This window comes from Synechocystis sp. FACHB-908, from assembly GCF_014698595.1.
Taxonomy (GTDB): domain Bacteria; phylum Cyanobacteriota; class Cyanobacteriia; order Cyanobacteriales; family Microcystaceae; genus Synechocystis.
In genome coordinates, this window is sequence record NZ_JACJTH010000023.1 from 26,810 (window position 1) to 50,729 (window position 23,920).

Sequence of the window (23,920 nt, forward strand, 5' to 3'; positions counted from 1 at the left end):
CAGTAACATTTTTCGGGGTAGTCTCAATTTTGCTTTTTCGCCCTCAATCACAGCGGCGATCGCCTTCTGCTGGCCGAAAATGAGGAACCGTCGGAAGAAATGTAAAATTTTGTATCTTTTTTAGTATGATTGCCCTGAATGTTATGACTGGGTTTAAAATAGTCCTAGAGTCCTAAATACATTCCTATAGGAGATATTACATGGAACCTCTCACCCGAGCCCAAAAAGAACTTTTTGACTGGTTAGTTAGTTACATTGACGAAACCCAGCACGCCCCCTCCATCCGCCAAATGATGCGGGCCATGAATTTGCGTTCTCCGGCCCCCATTCAAAGTCGATTGGAACGGTTACGCAATAAGGGTTACGTTGATTGGACTGACGGCAAAGCCCGCACCCTGAGAATTCTCCACCAAAAACCAAAAGGAGTTTCCGTCATTGGCGAACTCAAAGGCGGTGAACTGGTGGAAGCGGACGCAGAGGAAGTGGAAAAGATTGACTTTGCCCCCCTGATGAAGAAATCATCGGTTTTTGCCCTCAGGGTCATGAGCAATGACCTCGTGGACGATTTTATTGTCGAAGGTGATATGCTGATTCTCCGTTCTGTGACTGGAGAAGAGGAAATCGAAGATGGGGAATTGGTCGCCGCCAGTATTAAGGGGGGCAAGATTGCTATCAAACGCTATTACCAAGATGGCACTAAGGTCGTACTCAAAGCCTCCAACAACAAAGGCCCTGGCCAAGAATTGAAAGCCAGCGATGTTGAAATCCAGGGGATTTTAATGGGGGTTTGGCGCAATTTCCAGGGAGTTTAGCCCGGCATTACCGGGAACAGCTCAAAAACCACACTGGTAAAACTTTTTACTTCTATCCCTAGGCTGGCGATCGCCTTTCGCTGGCCTGTTTTTATGGCTATCTAGGGTGGTCACCGGGGCATTCGTCCTAGGCGTTTTGTTTCAAAACCCCATCCCCCAAGAAAAAAGGGAGGAAAAGCAGAAAATTCGATTGAAAAAACAACCGTGAAATTACGGACAATTCTAGAAATTTTTGTGAGCCCAAGGGATTAACTGGACTGAATGCGACTGAGAAATGCCCGTAGGCGATCGCTCTTGGGATTGCGAAAAACTTCGTTGGGGTCGCCCTCTTCTTCAATGATTCCTTGGTTAAAGAAAAAGACCCGATTGGATACTTCCCGGGCAAACTGCATCTCATGGGTCACCACCGCCATGGTCATGCCTTCTTCGGCCAACTGTTTCATCACATTCAGCACTTCCCCCACTAATTCCGGGTCTAGGGCGCTGGTGGGTTCATCGAATAAAAGAATTTCCGGCTTCATGCACAGCCCCCTGGCGATCGCCACCCGTTGCTTTTGGCCGCCGGAGAGTTGGTCTGGGTAGTTATCAGCTTTAGTGCCCAAACCCACTTTATCCAGGTAGGTTAAAGCCCGGTCCTTAGCTTCCGCCATGGGAATGCGTAACACCTTACGGGGGGCCAGCAAGAGATTTTGCAAAACCGTCAGATGGGGAAACAGATTGAAATGCTGGAAAACCATGCCCACCCGCACCCGCAACTGCCGCAGATGTTTCTGGTCAATTTTAGCCCCGGATAAGTCCACCCCCGCCACTTCGAGACGGCCACCGCTGATGGGTTCAAGGCGATTCAGGCAACGCAAAAAAGTGCTCTTGCCGCAACCGGAAGGGCCAATGATAGAAATCACATCTTTGGGGTAAATTTCCCCCGTTACTCCCCGCAAAACCTGGAGGGCGCCAAAGTTTTTTTGCAACTGGTCAAAGGAAATTAACGGAGCAGTGGGGGAAGTCATGGCCGACTAAGGTTAAGAACAGATTAAGCAAAGGGCGCTTGTTGCTCCATTCTGCCATTATCCTGCCTGGGATAACTGTAAAATTGCCAACACGATCGCCATGGACTCATCGTAGAGGGCATCCCGGCCCCAGCGTTGCAATTGTCGTCCCAGTAACTGTTCCGTATTTTGATCATCCAGGGCGGTGACCTGTTGCACCCGGTAATTTTGCGCTCCCCCCCCAGCTTCCATGCGCATACAACCAACAGTGCCGGAGCACAGTACGGTGCCGCATTGGGCTTGGGTATTGGTGGAGCCCAGTTTAAGGCTAATTAAATCCCCCAGCACCTGCCCTGTATCAGCCAAGGGTAAACCGGCCAGCTCCGCTTCAATGGGCCGTTGATTGGGAGCACAGAATTGGATTTTGTGAATTTCGTACACCCCTGGCTGATAGCTATAACTAACGGGGGTCCACTGCAAACGACTGGCTACCCAGCCCAAATACATCAATGCTTGGGCATGGTTACCCTTTTCATAATCAATGGAAATTTGGTCAATTTCCCCCACTGCAGAACGACGCTCCGGCGGGTCAAAGGCTTCAGCGGTCAATTCCTGCCACGGGGCCAAGCGACTCCAATTTAAATCGGCTATCGCCTCTGGCTTATTAACCAATTGAGCCAACTGGAGCAAATCCTGTTCGGGATTGTTAAAAATGCTGGAATCCACAATGATCATGTCCGCATGGGACAACAACCGTTGAAACAGCCCATATTCCGCTTCGGGACTTGCTTTCCACCACACATATTTGGGCAGGGTCGGTAGCATCAACTCCGTAATCACACCACCAATCCGCTCCAGCGCATCGGAAGTTCCCCGTAGGGTGATGTATTCACAACAAATGAGGGTATTTTGGTGGGTCTTTTGGATCGGGCAGTAGGCGGAAAGCTGGGCCTGTACCCCCTGGTCATCCTCCGCTGTGGGGCAAAGGGTAATAATGCGGCAGGGGTTAGAGGCGGCAATGGTGTCGGCAATGCCACTCCCTTCTAAGTCCGGGGAATAGGGTTTAGTGATTCGTTCAGCGGTGCTGAGTAAATTTCCTTCCCGGTGGGCCGTTTCAAAGGCAGTTTGTAATGCTTGTTTAAACTCTGGGCTAGATAGTCCGGTAGCGGTAACGCCCAAAGCTTTTTGAGCTGATTTAATGGCGGCGGTCATGCGGGGGCCGGTAATGCCATCAATGGGGCCAGTGTAGTAGCCTAGGGCGGCCAGGAGGGACTGCACTCTGTCCGGTTCATAGACCAAAAAACTGAAGGTGGTGGCCCTAGTAGCGATTAAACCCTCCTCCTTTTGGGCACTGGTTTGCCAAATTTGGGCTAATTCAGATTCGATCGCCTCGAGGGAAACGTCCTTGGGGGCTTGGAGGGAAACGAGGGGAGGGGCTTGGGTGGTACTCATGCAATGGCTCCAATGGAATCGGACTGGGCAATGACGCTGATACTTTCCCCCCATGGTAGTGGCAGATTCTAAATTACAACCGGCGATCGCCAAAAATCCGGGGCCAAACCCCGCCAGTGTTGATAATCCCCGGGGATGGGTAAACCATGGCCTAGAATAATTGTCAGTAAGTGTCGCCCCCGTAATCCGTCAACAGTGACCGTCACCCCATTTTAGGATGCAGAAATTTTTCCAGCGTATTTGGCAGTGGATCCAACAACTTTTTGCCCCCCTGGTGGGCGGCCCAGGGCCGGGGACTAAATCTCTCCAGGAACTGCCCCCCCTGAGCGACACTGACTATGAGTTTTTGTTTAATCAACTGCTGGAAGGCATTGCCCACGGTTGGCACGAAGGGCGTATTCTCAAATTTTTTCAACAGTTAGACCACCGCTGTCGGCCTAAGCAATGGCTTGATTGGTTAGACCGTTTTCAAACTACGGTGCTAGCTTCCCCTTCTCCCAATTTAGTTCTAGCCGCCCGGATGATGCGTTTGGGGGAATTGGCCCAATCCTTTCCCCAGATTGCTCCCATTGGCGATAAATCCCAGCGCATTGGCAGGGAGCTGTATGCCCGGCAGTCACCGCCCCAGATGGATACGGTGTGGGAATATGATGGCCCCGATCTAGTTTCCATAGACCAGGCCCAAGGGCAAATGGAAACCTTCACCTTTGATGAATTGGTGCAACGGTTACCCCAGGATGCCGCTTTGGCAACCCATTTTGCTGGCTTTTTGGGCATTGAAAGCACCGATCCCCAGGTGATTTTGCGGGCATTGATGGAAAAATTCGCCATTCCAGAGGAAATGTTAACTGAAGCCTTGAACCATGGGGGTGAATCGAGCTCGGCTCCGGTGGATAGTTTAGTCGAAGATCAGGGGACTGCGTCCGCTCTGGCACAAGAAGAGTTGTGGCCTCTTGTTGACCCGGTTACCATCGACAACTCCCAATTTGAAAATAACCAAGAACCCCATACTGCCGAAGATTGGTTAAACCTTGGCATACAGCAGGCCCAGAGAGGAGAACTGGAAACGGCGATCGCCAGTTGGGGGGAGGCGATCAGTTTAAATCCCCAGATGACTTCCGCCTGGCAAAATCGGGGTAGTGCGTTGGGAGTTATGGGTAAGTTAGAAGAGGCCTTGGCTAATTTTGATGAAGCTTTAGCACAAAATCCCGACGATGCTGAGGTTTGGTTAAGCCGGGGTTTACTGCTCGAAGCTATGGAGCGCAAAGAAGAGGCTATTCCCAGCTATGAAAAGGCTTTAACTTTAGAACCTACCCTACCGGAAGCCCAGGAAAGATTAGAAGAGTTGCAAGGCCTACTGTCCCAGGATTAAGACCTTTCCAAGCTTTCAATCCTTTTGCTTATGTGTTTTTAACTATCGATGTCCATAGCTCTTGGAATTTGTTTGAAAAGTTTTATTTTGCCGTCTAAATCCTCCAAAACTAGAGGACTTTTACTTAACTTCCCCTCAAACTTGGGGGAGCAGGGGGGCTTTTGAAACACGTCCCCCCCACGGTTTTGGTTTGGTTTCGGAATGATCTGCGTTTGCATGACCATGAACCCCTGCATCGGGCCCTAAAATCTGGTTTAGCAATTACCGCTGTGTACTGTTACGACCCCAGACAATTTGCCCAGACTCACCAAGGATTTGCGAAAACTGGGCCATGGCGGAGTAATTTTCTCCAACAATCTGTACAAAATTTGGCTGAAAGCTTGCAGAAAGTGGGCAATAAATTGCTGGTGACAACGGGTCTACCGGAGCAAGTAATTCCCCAAATAGCCAAGCAAATCAACGCTAAGACTATTTATTACCATCGGGAAGTTACCCAGGAAGAGCTAGACGTAGAAAGAAATTTAGTTAAACAATTAACAATCTTAGGTATAGAAGCAAAAGGTTATTGGGGAAGTACCCTTTGCCATCCCGAAGATTTACCCTTTTCCATTCAAGATTTACCAGATTTATTTACTAAGTTTCGCAAAGATATTGAAAAGAAAAAAATATCGATTCGTCCGTGTTTTTTTGCCCCATCCCAACTGCTTCCTAGCCCCAATATTAAACTGGAGTTAACCGCACCACCGCCCGAATTCTTTCCTCAAATTAATTTTGATCATCGTTCTGTTTTGGCTTTTCAAGGAGGAGAAACCGCTGGTTTAGCGAGGTTACAAGACTACTTTTGGCATGGCGATCGCCTAAAAGATTATAAAGAAACCCGCAATGGTATGGTGGGAGCGGATTATTCTAGTAAGTTTTCCCCTTGGTTAGCATTGGGTTGCCTTTCCCCCCGGTTCATTTACCAAGAAGTGAAACGTTACGAACAAGAACGGGTTAGTAATGATTCTACCCATTGGTTGATTTTCGAGTTACTCTGGCGGGACTTTTTCCGTTTTGTGGCCCAAAAATATGGCAACAAGTTATTTAATCGAGGGGGATTGCTGAACAAAAATTTCCCCTGGCAAGAAGATCAAGTCCGGTTTGAACTCTGGCGATCGGGACAAACTGGTTATCCTTTGGTGGATGCTAATATGCGGGAATTAAATCTCACTGGCTTTATGTCCAATCGGGGACGGCAAAATGTTGCCAGTTTTCTTTGTAAAAATCTGGGCATTGATTGGCGTTGGGGCGCAGAATGGTTTGAATCTTGCCTAATTGATTACGATGTATGCAGTAATTGGGGCAATTGGAATTACACTGCTGGCATAGGTAATGACGCTAGGGATTTTCGTTATTTTAATATTCCTAAACAAAGCCAACAATACGATCCCCAGGGAACCTATTTACGCCATTGGTTACCAGAATTAAAAAATTTACCCGGCGACAAAATTCATCAGCCTTGGTTATTATCTGCCACGGAACAAAAACAATGGGGAGTGCAATTGGGAGTGGATTATCCCCGCCCCTGTGTTAATTTTCACCAATCAGTGGAAGCCCGCCGTAAAATTGAACAGATGGGTGTTATTGCTTAGGTTAGCGCCATGGAAGAATTATTGGAATTAAAACAATTAGTGCAATCTGGGCAAACCACGGCCGCTCTGGCTTTAATCGATGAATTAGAAACCATGAGCAAAGAGGATAAAATTAATAAAATTTACAGTTATTGCGTTGTTTTACTGATTCATTTGATTAAACAACAGGCGGAGGCAAGAAGCACTAATTCCTGGGAAGTTTCCATTCGCAATGCTATCAACGCCATAGAACGCATTAATAAACGCAGGAAAGCAGGGTGCTATTATGTCAGTCAATCGGACTTACAAGAAATTTTGGCTGAAGCCGATGATCGAGCTTTGGATAACGCTTCTCTAGAAGCCTTTGGCGGAATTTACAATGCTGCTTATTTGGCGGAAAAAGTAGACCGTAATGCTATTATCAGCCAAGCAATAAAGTTAATTAGTTTTGCCTGATTTTACTAACGGTTTTACAAACAAGTTTAAATAGAGTTGATGGATCAACCCCTACCCACCCATGAAGATTGGATGCAAATGGCGATCGCCTTAGCGGAGGAAGCGGGCAATGTGGGGGAAATTCCCGTGGGAGCAGTGGTTGTCAATGCAATGGGAGAAGTTTTAGCTACAGGCCAAAATCGTAAGCAACGGGATCAAAATCCCATCGCCCATGCGGAAATGTTAGCCATCCAAACTGCTTGCCGTCGGCTAGGCCATTGGCGATTGAATGAATGCACCCTTTACGTTACGTTGGAACCTTGTCCCATGTGTACCGGCGCCATTATCCAAGCCCGTTTAGGTTTATTAGTTTATGGCACCCCCGACCCGAAAACCGGCACCATCGACAGCGTGTTCGATTTGGCCGCCAGCGCTGCCTCTAACCATCACTTACAAAGCTTAGGAGGAGTGTGCCAAGAACAGTGCCGTGAACAGTTACAGGATTGGTTTGCCCAACATCGGGCTAGGAAAAAACAACAATCCCTTGTTTCCTGAAGGTTGGTATTACCCCGTTGGGACTTTGCAACTACAGCCTTTGATGGGTATGGGAATGTTGCTTAACGTTATCTTCAGCTTTAACCACTTTGCTGTCGTTGAGAATGCGTTTTTTCTCCAAAGAAAAGTTAAATTTGTCCCATTTTTCCCCAATGGCTAAATGTTCCTTAGCTTGAGGCCGAACTTGGTAAGTACGGGCCGCCGCTGTAAACCGTTCCGCAAAATCGTCACAGAATTGGGCACTTTGATCAAAAATAGCTGGTTTTTTAATTTCCTCCCCCTGGAAAACTTCCCCCGCCCGCACGGCGATCGCCCATTGGTAAGAAGTGGGCACCTGTTTGAGAATGGCTTCTAGGGCCGCCGAGGGAATGGGTTCAATGATGTCCACCGCATGGAAATCACCATCTTCCCGCAAAAAGCAGGTGGCTAAACCAAGGACGCAGTAATCATCGCTAGCTAGGGAGGTGGGAGAAATGGGCATAAACAAGAAGAATTTATTAATTTAAAACGGACTGAGGCTTAGTATTTCCCCAGTATATTCATTGGGTCTGACCCTGCCGGAGACTAGGCCGCCTGCAACCATACTAGTTGGGTTTATCTGGAGTAGGGCCAAAAAGTCTCATTTCTCGGCCCATGCCAGGGTAAAAATTTGGCGATCGCCTAAGAACGTGTTCGGAAAGTCTTATTTCGTCCCCTAAATCTCCTCACTCAAGCTCCGGCCATAATGGGGGACTTTCACTCAGTTTCCCCCCAAATTTGGGGGCCAGGGAGACTTTTAAAGCTGGCACCGATCGCCTGTGATTAGAATCACCATTCACCAGTGACCCATTGGCTTGTTGACCCCCAGTGAGAATCAGATAATGAGGGCAGGATTCAAAAAAGCGGGTGCACAATGTAGCACAGGGTTAGTTTCCGAACCTAATCAATGGGGACGAAACTGGCCGCTTTTTTTTGCCGTTCCACCAGTACTAATCACTTTTTTCTAATCTTTGACCAAGTTACAGGTTTTAATTTCCCTATGGAGAAGTTGGGGGAGCTCGGTAAACTGATTCCAATTCAAACCTTCAGTGGATCTCAACTCGCTTGGGCACTGGGACAAAGATGGGCCAACTGACATTCCCCACAGAGGGGCTTGCGGGCCGCACACACCGCTCGACCGTGATAAATAATATGGATAGAAAAATTTTCCCAATCCGGCTGGGGAATCAGTTTCATTAAATCCCGCTCAATACGAATGGGATCGGTCGCTTTAGTTAACCCCAACCGTTGGCTCAGGCGTTTGACGTGGGTGTCCACCGTTACCCCGGCCAGGATGCCAAAGGCATGGGCTAGCACCACATTGGCCGTTTTGCGGGCCACCCCCGGTAGGGTCAATAACTCTTCCATTCTTTGGGGCACTTCCCCGTCAAATTCCTCGACAATTTTGCGGCAAGCTCCCTGAATATTTTTAGCTTTATTGCGGAAAAAGCCGGTGGAGTGGATTAATTCTTCAATCTCTTGGCGATCGCCGTAGGCCAGGGCGTTGGCATCGGGATAACGCTGAAACAGGGCTGGAGTCACCTTGTTGACCCGTTCATCGGTGCATTGGGCCGAAAGAATAGTGGCCACCAAAAGCTGTACTGGGGTTTGATAATCCAGACTACAGGTGGCCCCTGGGTAAAGTTTTTTGAGAATGAGCAGAATTTCCGTTGCCCGTTGTTTTTTACTGGCCATTTTCCGTAACAAACTACTCATAGCCCGTAAAGGAAGGCAAAAACTCCTGCACAAAGGTCAAATTGAGGGTATCCCGCACAATTAAAAATACCCCTAAGCTCAGCAGAAGCACCAACCCCGTTTGCATTACGCCCATCTGAAATTTTTCCGGTAGGGGTTTGCCCAGGAGTCCTTCGATGAGCAGGAACACCAATTGCCCACCATCCAAAGCAGGTAGGGGCAGAATATTAATCACAGCGAGGTTAATGCTAATCAGCGCTCCAAATTGGAACAGGTTACTGGCATCGGAGCGGGCAATGTTAGCACCATACTCAACAATTTTCACTGGCCCCGCCACCTGGGAAGCATTGTCGGCAAAGTTACTGATTAATTGCCAAAAGCCCTGGGTCGTTAGTTTCACAATGCGTTCAAAAGCCTCGGCGCTGTAGGTTAAAGCTTCCAGGGGATTGCTAGCCCGTTTGGTTTCCACGTTGGGTAGCAGAGCAACGCCAATTTTTCCTTTACCTTCCGCATCTGGGGTGGGGGTAATGGTCAAGGTTTTAGTTTCTTCCCCCCGTTGCACTTCTACTGTGATAGGCACCGACGGCGATCGCCGCACAATGTCGATAAACTGGGTGGTGGCATCGGGAAAACCGGGTAGAGTGTTGCCCTGGAGGGAGAGTACAATATCCCCTGGCTCCATCCCAGCCACCTGGGCGGCGGAGGCACTGTCCACTTGGGGAATAACCAAACCAGGTTGAATATTCTGGAAACCGATGGTGCTAACTTGACCAATCAGGAGAAAGTAAGCAAAAACTAAATTGGCAATTACCCCAGCACTAATCACAATGGCCCGGTCGAGGATGGGGCGATTTTTTAGTAAGTTAGGATCGTCGGCAGGGATCTCACTGTCTGGATCATCGTCGGGGAACGCCACGTAGCCCCCCAGGGGAATAGCCCGGATGGAATATTCCGTTTCGGCACCTTGGTATTTCAACAGCGGTGGCCCAAATCCTAAGGCAAAGCGAGTGACATGGATGCCCTGTAAACGGGCGGCCGCAAAGTGGCCCAACTCATGCACAGCAATTAGTACTGCAAGTACTCCGATCGCCGCCAACGCCGCTAAAACTGACATAAATTTCTCAAATAGGAAAAAACTGGGGACGAAATCCCGCCGAACGTGTAATTCCCCCGATTTTAACCCAACGGCCGCCAGACCGTGTTCCCTGGCCCATGCAAACCCCTAAGTTTCTGTTAACCTGAAGAAGGTGAGGGTATCTGACAAAAATTCCAGATTACACAGTTATCAATATCAACTCTATCCGTTAGTCAATGGCGGCTCTCAGAATTATATGGGCGATGAGCACCAAGATATTGGCAAGGTAATAGCAAAACTGGAAACTTCAAAGGAAGTCGTTGCTAACCTAAAACTCCAGACCTTTCTTCGTTCTGCTTTTCTCTCAGAGGCATCACATATTAACAGTGGTGAGGATGTCGGCAAATTTCTAGAGGCTATCCTTCAAGAAGGGGAAGAAATGTTTAATTACCTTGCCAACCACGCCCCGGTTTTGATCTGGATTGCTGGCTTAGACAAAGGCTGTTTTTATTTTAATCAACCTTGGCTCAATTTTACTGGTCGCACTCTGGAACAAGAGCAGGGCAATGGTTGGGCTGAAGGGGTTCATCCCGACGATTTTGATCGTTGTTGGCAAACCTACGTTGAAGCTTTTGATGCCCGGCAACCGTTTACGATGGAATATCGCCTGCGGAATCGAGGGGGAGAATACCGTTGGTTATTAGACAATGGCGTACCTCGGCTTGCTCCAGACGGAGAGTTTTTGGGTTATATCGGTTCTTGTATTGACATTACTGAACGTTATGAAGCTCGCCAAGCTATTGAAGAAAGTGAAGAAAAATATCGCAGTTTAGTGGAGTCGATTAACACGATTATTGTGCGCTGGTTACCGACGGGGGAAATCACCTTCGCGAACGAATATTGCCACAACTTTTTTGGTTTTAGCAAAGAGGAAATGGTGGGCAAGTCGGTGTTCGATACCATCGTGCCTAGGACCAGCAGCTCCGGTCAAAATCTGGAGGCAATGGTGGCAGATATTTGCCGTAATCCTGAGAATTATAAATATAACGAAAATGAAAATGTCCGCAAAAACGGCGATCGGGTTTGGGTCGCTTGGACTAATGAACCTATTTTTGACAGCCAAGGCAATCTTCTAGAAATACTTGGATCGGGTATAGATATTACTTCCCGAAAATTAGCAGAGGAGCAACTACGGCAACGGGAAGCAGAACTATCGGAAGCCCAAAGCTTAGCCAAATTGGGCACCTGGAAATTTTTGTCGGGCTCCGGGGAAATTCAGTGGTCGGAAGAGATTTTACGCATGTTTGGTCTGGAACATCCCCCCAGCTATGAAGAATTAACCGCATCCATTCACCCCGGCGATCGCCAACGCCATGACGAAGTGGTGCAATCGGTTCTGGAAAGCCAAAATTCCCAGGATTTGGTTTACCGTTTTTTCCGCCAGGACGGCAGTCAGGGCTGGCTCTGGGCAAAAATTGAAGCTCTGGTCAATGGGGCGGGAGAAATGATTGGTCTCCATGGGGTGGCCATGGATGTTACTGAGCAAAAAAGTGTCGAAACCGCCCTTCAGGATAGTGAATCTCGCTTTCGTAAAGTGTTTGAGTCCGCTGTTGTCGGCATGATGTTTGCCAATATCAATGGCCAAATTACTGAAGCTAATGATTGCCTCTTGAAAATGCTCGGCTACACCAGAAAAGAACTGGAAGCCGGTTTAATGCGTTGGGATCAGATTACGCCCCCAGAATATAAAAGCCAAGACTTGGAAGCCATCGAAAATCTACGGATATATGGTTTCACAAAACCCTGGGAAAAAGAGTACTACCACAAAAATGGCCGCCGCGTTCCCATTTTGATGGGAGCATCCCCCTTTGAAGGGGAACCGGATTTAACCATCTGCGTGGTGGTGCCCATGGAGGAACAGAAAAAAGCCCTGTATCAACGGGACAGAATAGAAGCGGAGTTAGAAAAACTCAATGCCAAATTGGAACAAAGGGTTTTAGAACGCACCCAAGCTTTGGCGGAAAGTCAAGAACAGGTCAATCGGGTCAATGAACAGTTAGCGCAACGGTTGGAGGAGTTAAAACGGCGCAATCAAGAGATGGAATTGCTTTCCACCCTGAATCAATATTTGCAATCCTGTGTGGTGGTGGCCGATGCCTGTGCTAGCTTGGCGGCCTTGGCTCCCCCGTTGTTTCCCAACATTGCTGGCACGATTTCTATTTTTGACTCCACTGCCAACTATTTTGAACAGGTCAAAACTTGGGGAAATTTAGCCTGCTCCGAACCATTATTCAATGGCACAGATTGCTGGGCTCTGCGCCTGGGACAGCCCCATTTGGTCGGGGTGCAACAGCACGATTTGTTATGTAGCCACCTCAATCCGGAATGTTTGCCCCAAGAAAGTCTTTGCATTCCCCTCATCGCCCAGGGGGAAACCCTTGGTTTGCTTAATCTTTGCAGTGATCGGGCTGGGGTAATTAGTTCTGACCAACAACAGTTAGCCAAGGCGGTGGCGGAACAGGTCAGTCTGGCGATCGCCAATATTAAATTGCGGGAAAGGTTGGAAAATCAGAGTATCCGGGACCCCCTCACGGGGTTATTTAACCGTCGTTATTTAGAACAATTTTTCTTACAAGAGATTGGCCGGGCCAAGCGCTATAACCATTCCATTGGGGTAATTATGGGAGACATTGACCATTTCAAGCAATTCAATGACCAACTGGGGCACGATGCCGGCGACCACGTACTGAAAACCATTGGGCGCATTCTGCAAAGCAATATTCGCGGTTCTGACATTGCTTGTCGGTATGGTGGGGAAGAAATGACCATTGTTTTGCCCCAAACCTCCCTGGAAGATACCCTAGTCAAGGCTGAATCCCTCCGTCAGGCGATCGCCTCCATGGAAGTGGAATACAAAGGAAAGGAATTGGGCACATTGACCGTTTCCCTAGGGGTAGCCTGTTATCCCAACCATGGAGAAACCATGGTCAACATTATCCAAGCCGCAGATAGGGCTCTCTATCAAGCCAAGGCCGCCGGCCGTAATCGAGTTGTGATGGCGGATGAGGTTTTTCCAGTCAATTAGTCTGGGAAAAAAGGGTATAGGCACTGTATTGAGTCACTTGATTTAATTTTGATGCAATTTCTGGAGGAAACTCTTTAATCGCATCAGTGCGAATAACAAAATAATTGCGGTTATTATTGTTGAGAACAGCGGCTATTTCGTGCATTTCCACTTTTTTTGCTTTACCAGAAGAATAAAATTCCGCCGAGTAGGGTCGATTAAACACATAAAACAACTGACAGTTAGGTTCCTGTACCGATTCCCTACAGGATTGTTGATATTGTTCGACGACATATTTCTGCGAATTATTATTAGCTACATTTATGACTATTGGTAAAGCAAAGAGAAATACTAAAGGAATTAATAGACCAGGAGCAATGAGATATTTATTGACTGGCTGATCGTGCCAAACCATGAATAATAATTCCGTCAACAGCAAAGCAAATGCCGGTAAGCCTGGTAAAACATAAGTCCATAAAATATTGGCCGAGGGGGTAAAGAAAACCATTGGGGCCACAGTCCACAACAGCAAATAACTAAGCCATTCCGAGTCTAATGTTGGTAAAGTCAGCTTAGTTTGTTTGACTTTAATTTGCCAAAAAATCTTGCCTACTAATCCCAACGTTAGCAATGACCAGGGAAATGCCGCTAGCAACCAATACACCCAGATCATGCCGTAGGGATGGGCGTGGCCACTGCCGTATAAATCTCCCTCCCAACCCTTTTCCACAAAGCGCTTCCAATGTTCTCCGACAATGAAATAATCCAAAAAACCGGGGGTTTTAGCTTCCGCCAAAAGATACCATGGCACTGCTATTAATGCCGTCAATAAAATACCTTGAATCCAAGGTAATTGTCTCCAAACCCTGGGCAAATTTCTCTGCCAAATTATCCAAATAAATAGGGGGAGAAAAACTAATACAACTCCAATGGGCCCCTTGGCTAATAAACCGATCGCCAGCCCAACAAAAAATAGATATCCCCAGAGACGCCCTGCATTAGATTCACCCCGGTAAGCTTGCCAAAAACCGACCATAGATAGGGTAGTCCCCAACACCAAAGCTGGATCTGTCATTACTGCCCCACTGCTGACAAAGAAGCCCAGGGTAGTAATCAAGATCATGGTGCTAACTAAGGCGTAGTTAATTCCCTTATTTTTTGCCAATAAATAAACCAAGTAACTGGCTAATAAAATGGGAATAAAAGAAGATAATCTAGCCGCAAATTCGTTAACACTAAAAACCTTAAATGATGCCGCCGTCAACCAGGTAGACAGGGGGGGTTTACCCCAAAAAGGTACACCGTAGTCGATTTGGGGAGTAATCCAGTCGCCGGTTTCTGCCATTTTGCGGCCAATTTCTGCGTAGCGGGCTTCAGTTCTGTCCGCCACAGCGTAGAGGCCAAGGGTCAAAACCCGAATGAAAATGGTCAAGTAAATGATGACCGAGATCAACCGACGCGAGGAATTCAACCAAGTTAGTTTCATTAATTTCTCGAATTTTCTCGAATTTCTCTGGGTTTTTAGAGTGTGTTTGCCAAGCTCGTCGCCCCATTATTTAGTGGTCATAGGCTCAAAATTGCCCAGCCTCACTAGGGTTTTCGGGGGTTCAGTGGGGAAGAAACACCCCATTTAACAAACCGTTGTCTAGGAACCAACCAAAGTTACGGGGCTTAATTCCCTTGGGGAAAACCGACCTATTTTAGCTCGCTCCCTGCCGAGTCTTCCCATCAATGCTGGGTAAAAAAAGGTCATTTTGGTGCAAGAAAACTAAACCCGATAAAATTAGTCGGGATTAATTGACGCCCATTTTGCCCCGTGTTAGCATGCCGAAAGATTAATGAAATTTAGGACTTTGCCCCATGACCACCGCCACCACCACGGCTCCAGAATTTATTTCCGCTTGTACCAAACTGGTTTCCAAGGAAGGCAATACCGAATATCCCCTCAAAGCACTACACATCTGTGAGGAAACCTTTGCTCCTCTGGAAGTGGCCTACGACTACGATTTAATCCGCCGCCACGTTACGAGGGAAACCATTGAAGCGGGTCCTAATTCCATTTGGCGTTACCGCGCCTTTCTGCCCGTCACTGGTAAAGATGTAATTGATGTGGGCACTGGCATGACCCCCTTGGTTAAATCCCATCGTTTAGCCCGCCGCCTGGGGCTGAAAAATCTCTACATTAAAAACGATGCGGTTAATATGCCCACCTTGAGCTTCAAGGACCGGGTGGTGTCCGTTGCTCTGACCAGGGCCCGGGAATTGGGCTTCACCACCGTTTCCTGCGCCAGCACCGGTAATTTGGCCAACTCCACTGCGGCGATCGCCGCCCATGCCGGTTTGGACTGCTGTGTGTTTATCCCGGCGGATTTGGAAGCAGGCAAAGTATTGGGGACCTTGATTTACAATCCCACCCTAATGGCAGTGAAAGGCAACTATGACCAGGTCAATCGTCTCTGCTGTGAAGTGGGCAACAGCTACGGCTGGGGTTTCGTGAACATTAACCTGCGCCCCTACTACTCCGAAGGCTCCAAAACCCTGGGCTTTGAGGTGGCGGAACAATTGGGTTGGAAATTGCCCGACCACATTGTGGCTCCCCTCGCTTCCGGTTCCCTGTTCACCAAAATCCACAAGGGCTTCCAAGAATTTATCAAAGTCGGTTTGGTGGATGATAAGCCAGTGCGTTTCAGTGGTGCCCAAGCAGAGGGTTGTTCCCCCATCGCCACTGCTTTCCAAGAGGGCCGGGACTTTGTTAAGCCAGTCAAACCCAACACCATTGCTAAATCCATTGCCATCGGCAACCCCGCTGACGGAGTTTATGCCCTGGACATTGCCCGCAAAACCAATGGCAACATTGAAAGCGTCAACGATGCCGAAATTATCGAAGGGATCAAGCTGTTGGCGGAAACCGAAGGCATCTTTACCGAAACCGCTGGGGGCACCACCGTTGCAGTGCTGAAAAAACTAGTGGAAGCGGGCAAAATTGATCCCGAAGAAACTACGGTGGTCTACATCACTGGTAATGGTTTAAAAACCCAGGAAGCGGTACAAAGCCATGTGGGAGAACCCCTCACCATCGATGCCAACCTGGATAGCTTTGAGCGGGCCCTGGAGCGCTCCCGCACGTTGGAACGCTTGGAATGGCAACAGGTTTTGGTCTAGATTTCAGCAGGAAACTAGGGTTATTGACTGATTTGATTGGATTTAATTGGTTAACTGCCGTATTTTTCCCACTAATTTTCATTAATCATTCCTTTTAGGAAATTGTCCGCTGTGGTTTCACCAGGGCGGATTTTTTTGGCAATTTTAACGTTGATCGCCTTGAAATTAAGGAAAGCTGACAAAAATGGCGATCAAATCAAGTTTGTATCACGAATTACACTGCCGTGAAAATTTAACGATATTTTGGACAGATAGATATTAAAAAAAACTAAAGTTTTGCCATTTTTGGAAAATCAATGACACAATCTAGCCACGGGGACTGGTATCTGGTTCTGGAACACCACTACCGCAGTGCGCATAGCTGAAAGTGGAGAGCCTTAACCGTTGGGGTGGTCTATCTGGATGATGCTCTGGCCGATTGGATAATTTCTGGTTGTTTTCTGTTTCCTTGGGTGGCCTTGTTGTTGCCACATCTTTTCCTTTCTCGATTGTTTCCGTTTAGTTTTTTCAACCTATGAGCGATATGTCTTCCCTCTCCACCCCCAACACCAGTGCCGTTGACCAATGGCAGGCTTTGGATGGCCTCGCTGATGGCCAGGCGATCGCCAATGATGACCCTCCGGCGATCGAAGTCACCCTGGGAGATGGCCAACAAGGAAGTTTTAATAAAGCAGTAAGTGAAGACACTGTGGGGGCTTTTTTTAAAGAAATGGCCCGCTATCCCCTCCTGAGTGCCGCCGAAGAAGTGGAATTGGCTAGACAAATCCGATTGTTGGTCAGCGCAGAAGATGTTAGACAACAACTCACCCAACAACTGGAACGAACGCCTTCCCTCCAGGAGTGGGGGCAAGCCCTAGAATTTCCCCAGGTCAGACAATTTGAGATTTGGCTTTATCAACTGCGGGCTGCCAAACGACGGATGATCCGCTCCAATCTCCGCCTAGTGGTTTCCATTGCCAAGCGTTACCTCAACCGTGGTGTTCCCTTCCTCGACCTGATCCAAGAAGGGGCGATCGGTCTCAACCGAGCCGCAGAAAAGTTTGATCCCGATAAAGGTTATAAATTTTCCACCTATGCCTACTGGTGGATCCGCCAGGCCATCACCCGCACCATTGCCAATGACGCTCGCACCATTCGTTTGCCCATCCATGTGGTGGAAAAGCTCAACAAAATCAAGAAAGCCCAACGCAGTCTCAAGCAGGAATTGAAGCGCAATCCCAACGAAGGGGAATTGGCCGCTGCTTTGGACATTACCCCTGCCCAACTAAGACAATTACTGCAATTGCGTCGTCAGTCCCTGTCCTTAAACCATCGGGTAGGCAAAGGGGAAGACACCGAGTTGGTAGATCTACTAGAAGATCAACAACTGCAGTTGCCGGAGGATTTGATGAATGAATCCATGTTGCGGCGGGAAATTGTCGAAGTATTGGCCGAGGTACTAACGGAACGGGAAATGGAAGTGATTTGTCTGCGCTACGGCATTGCCAGCCACCAAAGTTACACCCTTGAGGAAGTGGGCAATATGTTTAATCTTTCCCGGGAAAGGGTTAGACAAATCCAAAGCAAAGCCATGCGGAAACTCCGTCGTCCCCAAGTGGCCCGCCGCCTCAAAGGTTGGTTATAGATACCGTAAAATTTCTAGTGGTGACGCACTTGCCCATCCGGCATAGTCGCCCCTTGAAAATCTGCCCCCACCATATTGGCACTCATTAGATCCGCCCGCACCAAGTTGGCATTGATGAAGTTGGCCTCCGTCAAATTGGCCCTGGCAAAAAATGCTTCAATCAGCTCTGCTTCCTGTAGGTTAGCTTTAGTCAAGTTGGCCCGACTCAGGTCGGCACTGTTCATGCGGGTGAAGCTCAAATTGGACCCCGTGAGATTGGTCCGATTCAGGTTGACATGGGTCATAATGGCCCCCTGGCAATTCACTGCCGTCATTTCTGCCTCAGAAATCTTCGCTCGCATCAAATTGGCATTTTGTAAATCGGCACCATTTAACTTTGCCCCCGACAAGTTAGCGTCAGTTAGCAGGGCCCCTTTTAAGTTGGCGTAGCTCAGGTCTGCCTTACGCAAATCCACATCTCGCAGATTAGCCTCCTTCAAGTTAGCGTAGCTTAAATCTGCCCGGCTTAAATCTACCCCCTTCATGTTGGCCCCCTGGAGGTCTGCCCGACCGAGGATAGCGGCCTGGAGATTGGTGTAGTAGCCCTTTTTTTCCTGACGCATATTAGCTCCCCGCAAACAGGCCCCGGTGAGGGTAGCACCACTTAAATCCGCTCCCCGTAGATCCGCCCCAATTAAATTCGTATCCTGGAGCATGGCCCCGTGAAAATTGGCACTGCGTAGATCGGCTCCGGCCAGGTCTGCCTGGTTTAAACTAGCCCCACTTAGGTTCGCCGCCACCAAATTAGCCTGACCTAGATTAGCCCGGTTGAGGTAACAAAAAAGCAGGTTAGCCCCCCGTAAATCCGCTTCATTGAGCACAATACCGATCAAATCGGCGGCTTCTAGATTAATCCCCGGTAATTTTAGCCCTGTAAATAAAGTTTCGCCGTTGCGATAGCGTTGGACCAATTCCTTGGCTTCCATAAATTTTGAGAGGGGAAAAATCAAATCAACTCTCTAATCATCTTAAGTTATGGAAGAATCCGTCGGAGTCAGTTTACTAGCCAATGTGGCAAGGCGAGTGGATATAATCGAGGACAGGGCTGAACGAAATAATGTAGCTGCCTGTCTTCAGTTATTAGCTGGGATCAATTTTGAAAAGTCTTTGATTAACCTATACCTTAGGGAGGGAGTTATGCGGGAATCGGTGGTTTACCAAAGTATTGTGGCAGAGTCGATGCGGAAAGGCGAACAGCAGGGACTGGAACGAGGTCTGAAGTTAGGACTTCAGCGGGGAGAACAACGGGGGGAATCACCCTTGATCTTGCGGATTTTAACCCGGCGGTTTGGAGTATTGCCTAATGGTCTAGTGGAGCGGGTTCGACAGTTGGGGACGATTCAGTTGGAAAGTTTGGGGGAGGCGTTGCTGGATTTTGAACAATTGTCAGAGGTGGAAGATTGGTTGGGAGAAATCGGCCATGGATAGTCTTCTTTATACTGAGGATTTTTTTACTTGGACTCAGCAACAAGCGGATCTTTTGTCTCAAAAACGTTTTGAACAGTTAGATTTGGAGCATTTGATAGAGGAGATTCAAGATTTGGGGAATCGTCACTATGACCAACTTGAATCACGCTTAATGGTTTTAGTCGCCCATCTTTTGAAATGGCAGGTTCAACATTGGAAACGGACTAATAGCTGGCGGGCAACTATCCGAGTTCAGCGAACATCCCTAGCCAAGTTGTTAAGACGGAATCCGGGACTAAAATCCCGTTTGGACGAAGCGATGGCGGAAAGTTGGCAGGAGGCGAGGGATTTGGCCATTGCGGAAACCGATTTACCGGATGATCAATTTCCGGATAGTTGTCCATTCACCATTGTAGAAATTCTAGATTCAGATTTTTGGCCCAATACCTAGGTCTCACCAGTTTTTGGGCTGGAACTCGTCGCTATTTAAAATGCTGACGCTTTCTCCGGATTGGGTCAGCACGAATAAGCCCTGGCGGTAGGCATATTTATCGGCTCCTTCTTCAATGTCCATGGCGGCAACGGCACCGTAAACTTGTTTTTGCTCATATTCGGGAAAAAATCTTCTAAATTCTGCCAGATTAGTCAAAAAATCTTTGACATCCTGCACACTAAGCTTACTTTTGACTTCTACCACTAGGGCGTGGTCTTGGTTGAGCACGAGAATATCTATTTCCAGGGTGTCACTGTTCAGGCGTTTTTTAACCCGTTGACTTACTTGATGGACGGGAATACCCCGGTCTAAAAATAGGGTTTCACAGGCAGGGGCGACCATATTTTCAACAAATCGTCCCCAGGATTGCCCTAAGTTACCCAATTCCTTGCGTAACTGTTTGAAGCCTTTTTCGTTTTCAATAATGGATTTTTGAAATCGTTGTTCCGATTCCCGTAACTGGCGATCGGTTTCTTGAGATTGTTCCCGCAATAGGCGATCGGTTTCTTTCTGGGCTTGGGCGACCTGTTTGAAAAGGTCGAGCACTTCGTCGAGGGTGGTGGTCATGGACTTCTGGCAGTAAAAGAGGGGGCTTTTCCATTGTAGTTTTGTTGAAGCTGTGGAATTAGGCGATCAAAAGGGAGAACCAGATACCAAATTTGGGTAGTCTGAGGAAAGGCTTATTAATGATGATGGCTTAGGTAATAAAAGGAGTGACCCGATGGCTGAGATGAAGCGAGATTATTTGGAAAAGTCCCTAAAGCAATTCGAGAGTCATCCCTATCCCAATATTCCCATCGAGGAATCTCCAAAAGACAATGTGAAATTGCTTTACGAGGGCAGTTTGGTCACGGCTCGCTATCGACGGGATGGTAAGGTGATCACTGATCTGGAAAACCGGGTGATGCTAGATGTGGCCTGTGGCACAGGTGCAACAACGTTAACGATGGCGTTGGCCAATCCGGGGGCGAAGGTGGTGGGCATCGACATTTCCCCAGAGTCCATTAAGATTGCTGAGGAGCGTTTGCAATATCACAAAATCGACAATTCTGAGTTCCATGTGCTTGCTCTGGAAGATTTAGATCAGTTGGGACAAAAATTTGACTACATTAGTGCTAGCGATATTTTATATTTACTCCCGGACTTAACCTTGGCCCTGCAACAGTTAAGGGCAATCCTAAAGCCTGATGGCATTATTCGGGGTAATCTCCACAGCTATTATCAACGTTTACCCTACTATCGTTGTCAGGAGTTGTTCGGGAATATGGGGTTGATGGATGATAATCCAGAGGAAATGGAGCTTGGTATTGTCAGAGATTTTTTTACAGCCCTACGGGACAATGTGGACTTAAAGGTAAGGGCTTGGGGCAATAACTTTGATAAGAACGATAATCACCGCTTGTTAAGCAACCATTTACTACAAAACGACAAGGGCTTTACTATGCCCCAGTTGTTAAAATGCCTCACCCAATCTAGTTTGGAGCTAATCAGCATGGTGGACTGGCAAGATTGGGATTGGCGGCAGTTATTTAAGGAACCAGATAACCTTCCTGCTTACTTGGCCATGGGACTAGAAAATGCTGACCTAGAAGAAGAGCTTTGTTTTTACGAACTGATTCAGCCCAATAAGCGATTGTTAGATTTTTGGTGTGGGCATCCCCAACCAGAATCTGCTTTGCCTATTCTAGATTGGTCAGAGGTTGCTAGTGAAAGGCTTTGGGTGCATTTCCATCCTTGTTTGAAATCAGAGTCATTCCACGAGCAACTAACCATACCGGGAGTTGTGGCACCGATGGATCTACGTCGTTTTTTCCCTTTTTTGCAGGAAAGTATCTGGTCTGATCGCCGTTCAGCCATTGCAATGTTCCTATCTTTGTGGGATGGGGCCAAGCCGTTGTCTTTCCTTTTGGAACGCTGGTTGCAGGTTTCTCCGGTGGATGCGGTCACTCTGGGGCCGAATGATTCCCAGCGGGAAGAATCCGCATTGGGGGGAGCATTGGTGATGTATGAGGAACTGGGGTTATTAATGCTAGAAGAACGGTGAGCATAGGTTGAAAATGCTGGCCAGTCCATACAACAAAATTTTTTGAGCAGGGTGATAGGCAAATGAGGGGCGATGGGTAAGTTACAGCTAGAAGGGTTCCGACCAGTTATTTAAATTTCCCCTACAGAAGGAAGAAGACAATCATGGCTAGTAATTTTAAATTCAAACTCCTCTCTCAACTCTCCAAAAAACGGGCAGAAGGTGGTTTCACCTTAATCGAACTGCTGGTTGTTGTAATTATTATCGGTGTATTGGCTGCTATTGCTCTGCCTAACCTCTTGGGTCAAGTTGGTAAAGCACGGGAGTCCGAAGCTAAATCCACTATCGGTGCTTTGAACCGTGCCCAACAAGGTTATTTTACTGAGAAGGGTACGTTTGCAACCGATACGGAAACGCTTGAAGTCCCAGCTCCTGATGGTAATTTCTTTAGTTTTGCAGTTAACACTGCTGACAACACAGAAGCTATCCAAGACGCAACGGCATTGAATTGGGAGGCTGACGGCACCCGCTCCATGTCAGGTGGAACGTTTTACGATTCAGGCACCCGCGCCTTCAGTACTGTTGTTTGTCGGGCTGAAGCAGGTAGTGAAGATACTCCCCCAACCCCAGGAGGGGCTAATGATTGTGGTGGTGCTGAAGTAATTAAATAGGACCCTATTATGTTTTGAGTGGTGCGGGAATGATGAGCTGGTCTTATCTTACCTACTGCACCCTCTTTTTTTTGGGTTAATATTTTCACACTATTGTTATGAAAGCCCAATTTTCTATCGGTAGTTCATCTAACTGTCGGCATTTCAATGGTACCCGACAAAGAGGATTTACTTTGCTGGAACTGCTTGTTGTGGTTATTATTTTGGGAGTGTTGGGAGCAATGACGTTGCCGAATCTTTTCTCCCAGATAGGTAAAGCGAGGGAAGCTGAGGCCAAGCAGATACTGAGTGCGATTGGTCAAGCCCAGCAGTCCTATTTTTTTGAAAAAGCCTCTTTCGCTGAGAGCAACCAAGCTTTAGAAATTAGTTTTCAGAGCAATTATTATGATATTTCAGAGCCTCAATTAATTGGAACTGATGTAGCCAAAAGTAGTGCTACAGCAACTAATGGTGTTCAGCAAAATGCCCGTAATTTTGCAATGGGAGTGTACTATGAGAACCAAACTTATAGAGTAGTATTGTGTCAAAGTCCTGTTCCAGCCGAGACAAACAGCACAGAGGCACCAAATAACTCATCTGGGGACTGTGTAAACGGTATTAAGCTTTTTTGATATGGTATTTAAGCTGAATTTACACGCTCGATTTGTTTTTCAAAATTTATTTTCTCCCTGTTTAGCATTTGCCAGTCTAATTGGGTTGATTACTCTACAGCGACCCGCTCTTCAAGCTCCAGGGCAGTCTTTGACTGAAGAAGATTACAAAACCCTTGAAGCAGATGAAAAAATAGATATAGAAATACTAGGCAAAATACCAGCCCTTGGATTTGATAATCTTGTTGCTGATTGGCTTTATTTGCAATTCATACAATATTTTGGTGACAGTGATGCCAGAGATTTAGTTGGTTATGGGTTAAGCCCAGAATACTTCAAATTAGTATCCGAGAAAGATCCTTTGTTTGTTAACGCTCTCCTAAGACTCGAAACTAGCACTTCTATTTTTGCTGGTTATCCTAAAATTAGTGTTGAATTGCTTGGCAAGAGTCTGGAAAAAATGCCCGAACAGTTCCTTTCTCCAGGTACAGCACCTTACTATGTGTGGAGAGCGAAAGGAACTAATGAGTTATTGTTTTTAGCAGATCCACAAGCGGCTAAGGAGTCTTATAAAAAAGCTGTTGAATGGGCACGACATTCCCAAAATGACGAAAACCAGAACTTTATCAATGTCACCACCGATAGCATCAAATTTTTAGAAAAAAATCCAGATAGTAGAAAGGCTCAAATTGGTGCCTGGTTAAGCATTTTGGGCAGTAGTCAAGATGCTCAGACCTTTAAAAGAGTCGTTAAAGAAATAGAGCGACTTGGCGGGAAAGTAACTGTTGAGCCAGGTGGACAAATATCAGTTAAAGTTCCCGATGATTTTGACTAAAA

The 23,920-nt window shown here is 47.3% G+C and carries 22 protein-coding genes; 14 read left to right on the plus strand and 8 right to left on the minus strand.

The genetic code is table 11. The features are described 5' to 3' along the window. Positions 1-200: 200 nt before the first annotated feature. Positions 201-812: a transcriptional repressor LexA gene (gene lexA, locus H6G46_RS07830; RefSeq protein WP_010872400.1), complete on the plus strand. Its 612-nt coding sequence runs from the start codon at positions 201-203 to the stop codon at positions 810-812. Between the two features lie 248 nt (positions 813-1,060). Here the strand turns inward: lexA and H6G46_RS07835 are convergent, their stop codons facing one another. Both H6G46_RS07835 and opcA read right to left on the minus strand, forming a co-directional pair. After that, the gene (locus H6G46_RS07835; protein ID WP_010872399.1) at positions 1,061-1,819 is read right to left on the minus strand and encodes an amino acid ABC transporter ATP-binding protein; all 759 of its coding nucleotides are present in this window, start codon (positions 1,817-1,819) and stop codon (positions 1,061-1,063) included. A gap of 57 nt (positions 1,820-1,876) precedes the next feature. Continuing rightward, complete coding sequence (gene opcA / locus H6G46_RS07840) at positions 1,877-3,250, minus strand: glucose-6-phosphate dehydrogenase assembly protein OpcA (protein ID WP_014407098.1); 1,374 nt, start codon at positions 3,248-3,250, stop codon at positions 1,877-1,879. A 217-nt stretch (positions 3,251-3,467) separates the two neighbouring features. Here opcA and H6G46_RS07845 point away from each other — a divergent pair, with 217 nt between their 5' ends. The 4 genes from H6G46_RS07845 to H6G46_RS07860 all read left to right on the plus strand — a co-directional run bounded on the left by H6G46_RS07845 (position 3,468) and on the right by H6G46_RS07860 (position 7,222). Further along, positions 3,468-4,622, plus strand: a complete 1,155-nt coding sequence (locus H6G46_RS07845) for a tetratricopeptide repeat protein (protein WP_010872397.1) — start codon at positions 3,468-3,470, stop codon at positions 4,620-4,622. A gap of 161 nt (positions 4,623-4,783) precedes the next feature. Beyond that, the gene (locus H6G46_RS07850) at positions 4,784-6,253 is read left to right on the plus strand and encodes a DASH family cryptochrome (RefSeq protein WP_014407097.1); all 1,470 of its coding nucleotides are present in this window, start codon (positions 4,784-4,786) and stop codon (positions 6,251-6,253) included. Between the two features lie 9 nt (positions 6,254-6,262). After that, entirely contained in the window at positions 6,263-6,688 is a 426-nt protein-coding gene (locus H6G46_RS07855) for a DUF29 family protein (RefSeq protein WP_010872395.1), read from the plus strand. 39 nt (positions 6,689-6,727) lie between these two features. Continuing rightward, a complete protein-coding gene (locus H6G46_RS07860; protein ID WP_010872394.1) occupies positions 6,728-7,222 on the plus strand; it encodes a nucleoside deaminase in 495 nt (164 codons plus the stop codon). A 31-nt stretch (positions 7,223-7,253) separates the two neighbouring features. On the opposite strand, the gene H6G46_RS07865 is transcribed toward H6G46_RS07860, so the two are convergent. The 3 genes from H6G46_RS07865 to rseP all read right to left on the minus strand — a co-directional run bounded on the left by H6G46_RS07865 (position 7,254) and on the right by rseP (position 10,049). Next, positions 7,254-7,703 (minus strand): hypothetical protein, encoded by a 450-nt coding sequence (locus H6G46_RS07865; RefSeq protein ID WP_010872393.1) that lies wholly within the window; start codon positions 7,701-7,703, stop codon positions 7,254-7,256. A gap of 593 nt (positions 7,704-8,296) precedes the next feature. Then, on the minus strand, positions 8,297-8,956 hold the full coding sequence (nth, locus tag H6G46_RS07870; protein WP_010872392.1) for an endonuclease III: 660 nt from the start codon (positions 8,954-8,956) through the stop codon (positions 8,297-8,299). Next, positions 8,949-10,049 carry an RIP metalloprotease RseP gene (gene rseP / locus H6G46_RS07875; protein WP_010872391.1) on the minus strand — a complete coding sequence of 367 codons (1,101 nt, stop codon included), beginning with the start codon at positions 10,047-10,049 and terminating at the stop codon, positions 8,949-8,951. Before rseP ends, nth begins: the two co-directional genes overlap by 8 nt. A 217-nt stretch (positions 10,050-10,266) precedes the next feature. On the opposite strand from rseP, the gene H6G46_RS07880 reads away from it, so the two are divergent. Further along, positions 10,267-13,095, plus strand: a complete 2,829-nt coding sequence (locus tag H6G46_RS07880; RefSeq protein ID WP_020861678.1) for a diguanylate cyclase — start codon at positions 10,267-10,269, stop codon at positions 13,093-13,095. Here H6G46_RS07880 and H6G46_RS07885 read toward each other — a convergent pair. Beyond that, positions 13,088-14,560 carry a glycosyltransferase family 39 protein gene (locus tag H6G46_RS07885; protein WP_010872389.1) on the minus strand — a complete coding sequence of 491 codons (1,473 nt, stop codon included), beginning with the start codon at positions 14,558-14,560 and terminating at the stop codon, positions 13,088-13,090. The two genes, H6G46_RS07880 and H6G46_RS07885, sit on opposite strands and share 8 nt — an antisense overlap. 374 nt (positions 14,561-14,934) lie before the next feature. Here H6G46_RS07885 and thrC point away from each other — a divergent pair, with 374 nt between their 5' ends. Next, entirely contained in the window at positions 14,935-16,236 is a 1,302-nt protein-coding gene (gene thrC, locus H6G46_RS07890) for a threonine synthase (protein WP_010872388.1), read from the plus strand. Between the two features lie 514 nt (positions 16,237-16,750). Further along, entirely contained in the window at positions 16,751-17,860 is a 1,110-nt protein-coding gene (locus H6G46_RS07895; RefSeq protein WP_010872387.1) for an RNA polymerase sigma factor, RpoD/SigA family, read from the plus strand. Positions 17,861-17,874: 14 nt separating this feature from the next. Here the strand turns inward: H6G46_RS07895 and H6G46_RS07900 are convergent, their stop codons facing one another. Next, the gene (locus tag H6G46_RS07900; protein WP_014407173.1) at positions 17,875-18,825 is read right to left on the minus strand and encodes a pentapeptide repeat-containing protein; all 951 of its coding nucleotides are present in this window, start codon (positions 18,823-18,825) and stop codon (positions 17,875-17,877) included. A gap of 49 nt (positions 18,826-18,874) precedes the next feature. Between H6G46_RS07900 and H6G46_RS07905 the strand changes: the two genes are divergently transcribed. Together H6G46_RS07905 and H6G46_RS07910 are read left to right on the plus strand one after the other, a co-directional pair. Next, positions 18,875-19,327, plus strand: coding sequence for a DUF4351 domain-containing protein (locus H6G46_RS07905; RefSeq protein WP_010872385.1), 453 nt, complete (start codon positions 18,875-18,877; stop codon positions 19,325-19,327). Then, positions 19,320-19,757: a DUF29 domain-containing protein gene (locus H6G46_RS07910; protein ID WP_010872384.1), complete on the plus strand. Its 438-nt coding sequence runs from the start codon at positions 19,320-19,322 to the stop codon at positions 19,755-19,757. The genes H6G46_RS07905 and H6G46_RS07910 overlap by 8 nt, the downstream gene beginning before the upstream one ends. A gap of 3 nt (positions 19,758-19,760) precedes the next feature. Here the strand turns inward: H6G46_RS07910 and H6G46_RS07915 are convergent, their stop codons facing one another. After that, entirely contained in the window at positions 19,761-20,366 is a 606-nt protein-coding gene (locus H6G46_RS07915; RefSeq protein WP_010872383.1) for a hypothetical protein, read from the minus strand. A gap of 154 nt (positions 20,367-20,520) precedes the next feature. Between H6G46_RS07915 and H6G46_RS07920 the strand changes: the two genes are divergently transcribed. The 4 genes from H6G46_RS07920 (at position 20,521) to H6G46_RS07935 (ending at position 23,918) form a co-directional block, all read left to right on the plus strand. Next, positions 20,521-21,843 carry a methyltransferase domain-containing protein gene (locus H6G46_RS07920; RefSeq protein WP_010872382.1) on the plus strand — a complete coding sequence of 441 codons (1,323 nt, stop codon included), beginning with the start codon at positions 20,521-20,523 and terminating at the stop codon, positions 21,841-21,843. A 143-nt stretch (positions 21,844-21,986) separates the two neighbouring features. Continuing rightward, complete coding sequence (locus H6G46_RS07925) at positions 21,987-22,493, plus strand: type IV pilin-like G/H family protein (RefSeq protein ID WP_010872381.1); 507 nt, start codon at positions 21,987-21,989, stop codon at positions 22,491-22,493. A gap of 98 nt (positions 22,494-22,591) precedes the next feature. After that, the gene (locus tag H6G46_RS07930; RefSeq protein ID WP_010872380.1) at positions 22,592-23,104 is read left to right on the plus strand and encodes a type II secretion system protein; all 513 of its coding nucleotides are present in this window, start codon (positions 22,592-22,594) and stop codon (positions 23,102-23,104) included. Between the two features lies 1 nt (position 23,105). Beyond that, positions 23,106-23,918, plus strand: a complete 813-nt coding sequence (locus tag H6G46_RS07935) for a hypothetical protein (protein ID WP_010872379.1) — start codon at positions 23,106-23,108, stop codon at positions 23,916-23,918. Positions 23,919-23,920 lie beyond the last annotated feature (2 nt).

Excerpts from the sequence above, each read along its gene's own strand:
- lexA (WP_010872400.1), top strand. The coding sequence starts at position 201 with ATGGAACCTCTCACCCGAGCCCAAAAAGAACTTTTTGACTGGTTAGTT.
- H6G46_RS07835 (WP_010872399.1), bottom strand. The coding sequence starts at position 1,819 with ATGACTTCCCCCACTGCTCCGTTAATTTCCTTTGACCAGTTGCAAAAA.
- opcA (WP_014407098.1), bottom strand. The coding sequence starts at position 3,250 with ATGAGTACCACCCAAGCCCCTCCCCTCGTTTCCCTCCAAGCCCCCAAG.
- H6G46_RS07845 (WP_010872397.1), top strand. The coding sequence starts at position 3,468 with ATGCAGAAATTTTTCCAGCGTATTTGGCAGTGGATCCAACAACTTTTT.
- H6G46_RS07855 (WP_010872395.1), top strand. The coding sequence starts at position 6,263 with ATGGAAGAATTATTGGAATTAAAACAATTAGTGCAATCTGGGCAAACC.
- H6G46_RS07860 (WP_010872394.1), top strand. The coding sequence starts at position 6,728 with ATGGATCAACCCCTACCCACCCATGAAGATTGGATGCAAATGGCGATC.
- H6G46_RS07865 (WP_010872393.1), bottom strand. The coding sequence starts at position 7,703 with ATGCCCATTTCTCCCACCTCCCTAGCTAGCGATGATTACTGCGTCCTT.
- nth (WP_010872392.1), bottom strand. The coding sequence starts at position 8,956 with ATGAGTAGTTTGTTACGGAAAATGGCCAGTAAAAAACAACGGGCAACG.
- rseP (WP_010872391.1), bottom strand. The coding sequence starts at position 10,049 with ATGTCAGTTTTAGCGGCGTTGGCGGCGATCGGAGTACTTGCAGTACTA.
- H6G46_RS07880 (WP_020861678.1), top strand. The coding sequence starts at position 10,267 with ATGGGCGATGAGCACCAAGATATTGGCAAGGTAATAGCAAAACTGGAA.
- H6G46_RS07885 (WP_010872389.1), bottom strand. The coding sequence starts at position 14,560 with ATGAAACTAACTTGGTTGAATTCCTCGCGTCGGTTGATCTCGGTCATC.
- thrC (WP_010872388.1), top strand. The coding sequence starts at position 14,935 with ATGACCACCGCCACCACCACGGCTCCAGAATTTATTTCCGCTTGTACC.
- H6G46_RS07895 (WP_010872387.1), top strand. The coding sequence starts at position 16,751 with ATGAGCGATATGTCTTCCCTCTCCACCCCCAACACCAGTGCCGTTGAC.
- H6G46_RS07900 (WP_014407173.1), bottom strand. The coding sequence starts at position 18,825 with ATGGAAGCCAAGGAATTGGTCCAACGCTATCGCAACGGCGAAACTTTA.
- H6G46_RS07905 (WP_010872385.1), top strand. The coding sequence starts at position 18,875 with ATGGAAGAATCCGTCGGAGTCAGTTTACTAGCCAATGTGGCAAGGCGA.
- H6G46_RS07910 (WP_010872384.1), top strand. The coding sequence starts at position 19,320 with ATGGATAGTCTTCTTTATACTGAGGATTTTTTTACTTGGACTCAGCAA.
- H6G46_RS07915 (WP_010872383.1), bottom strand. The coding sequence starts at position 20,366 with ATGACCACCACCCTCGACGAAGTGCTCGACCTTTTCAAACAGGTCGCC.
- H6G46_RS07920 (WP_010872382.1), top strand. The coding sequence starts at position 20,521 with ATGGCTGAGATGAAGCGAGATTATTTGGAAAAGTCCCTAAAGCAATTC.
- H6G46_RS07925 (WP_010872381.1), top strand. The coding sequence starts at position 21,987 with ATGGCTAGTAATTTTAAATTCAAACTCCTCTCTCAACTCTCCAAAAAA.
- H6G46_RS07930 (WP_010872380.1), top strand. The coding sequence starts at position 22,592 with ATGAAAGCCCAATTTTCTATCGGTAGTTCATCTAACTGTCGGCATTTC.
- H6G46_RS07935 (WP_010872379.1), top strand. The coding sequence starts at position 23,106 with ATGGTATTTAAGCTGAATTTACACGCTCGATTTGTTTTTCAAAATTTA.